Source organism: Saccharothrix sp. NRRL B-16348 (genome assembly GCF_001280085.1).
GTDB lineage: Bacteria > Actinomycetota > Actinomycetes > Mycobacteriales > Pseudonocardiaceae > Actinosynnema.
On the sequence record NZ_LGED01000181.1, the window covers coordinates 1 to 1,382 of the forward strand.

Here is a 1,382-nt window from a genome sequence, read left to right on the forward strand (position 1 = left end):
CAAGTCCTCGGCCTATTAGTACCGGTCAACTCCAGCCGTTACCGACCTTCCATCTCCGGCCTATCAACCCAATAGTCTCTTGGGGGCCTTAACCCACAAAGGGTGGGATACCTCATCTAGGAACAGGCTTCCCGCTTAGATGCTTTCAGCGGTTATCCCTTCCGAACGTAGCCAACCAGCAATGCCCTTGGCAGGACAACTGGCACACCAGAGGTCCGTCCGTCCCGGTCCTCTCGTACTAGGGACAGCCTTCCGCAAGTATCCTACGCGCGCGGCGGATAGGGACCGAACTGTCTCACGACGTTCTAAACCCAGCTCGCGTACCGCTTTAATGGGCGAACAGCCCAACCCTTGGGACCTACTCCAGCCCCAGGATGCGACGAGCCGACATCGAGGTGCCAAACCATGCCGTCGATATGGACTCTTGGGCAAGATCAGCCTGTTATCCCCGGGGTACCTTTTATCCGTTGAGCGACCACGCTTCCACAAGCCATGGCCGGATCACTAGTTCCGACTTTCGTCCCTGCTCGACCTGTCGGTCTCACAGTCAAGCTCCCTTGTGCACTTGCACTCGACACCTGATTGCCAACCAGGCTGAGGGAACCTTTGAGCGCCTCCGTTACCCTTTGGGAGGCAACCGCCCCAGTTAAACTACCCACCAGGCACTGTCCCTGATCCGGATCACGGACCGAGGTTAGACATCCAGTACGACCAGAGTGGTATTTCAACGACGACTCCACACTGACTGGCGTCAGCGCTTCACAGTCTCCCACCTATCCTACACAAGCCGAACCGAACACCAATACCAAGCTATAGTAAAGGTCCCGGGGTCTTTCCGTCCTGCCGCGCGTAACGAGCATCTTTACTCGTAATGCAATTTCGCCGGGCCTGTGGTTGAGACAGTCGAGAAGTCGTTACGCCATTCGTGCAGGTCGGAACTTACCCGACAAGGAATTTCGCTACCTTAGGATGGTTATAGTTACCACCGCCGTTTACTGGCGCTTAAGTTCTCAGCTTCGCCCCGAAGAGCTAACCGGTCCCCTTAACGTTCCAGCACCGGGCAGGCGTCAGTCCGTATACATCGTCTTGCGACTTCGCACGGACCTGTGTTTTTAGTAAACAGTCGCTTCTCGCTGGTCTCTGCGGCCGAAAAATCCTAGCCCGCAAGGGGCTTCAAATCCCTCGGCCCCCCTTCTCCCGAAGTTACGGGGGCATTTTGCCGAGTTCCTTAACCACAGTTCGCCCGATCGCCTCGGTATTCTCTACCTGACCACCTGTGTCGGTTTGGGGTACGGGCCGCATGAACACTCACTAGAGGCTTTTCTCGGCAGCATGGGATCACTCTACTTCGCCTCAATCGGCTATGCATCACGTCTCAGCCT

The 1,382-nt window shown here is 56.4% G+C and carries 1 rRNA gene; it reads right to left on the bottom strand.

Features of this window, described 5'->3' with window-relative positions:
* Position 1: 1 nt before the first annotated feature.
* Positions 2-1,382: ribosomal RNA gene (locus ADK67_RS17090) — 23S ribosomal RNA — on the bottom strand; the annotation flags it as partial.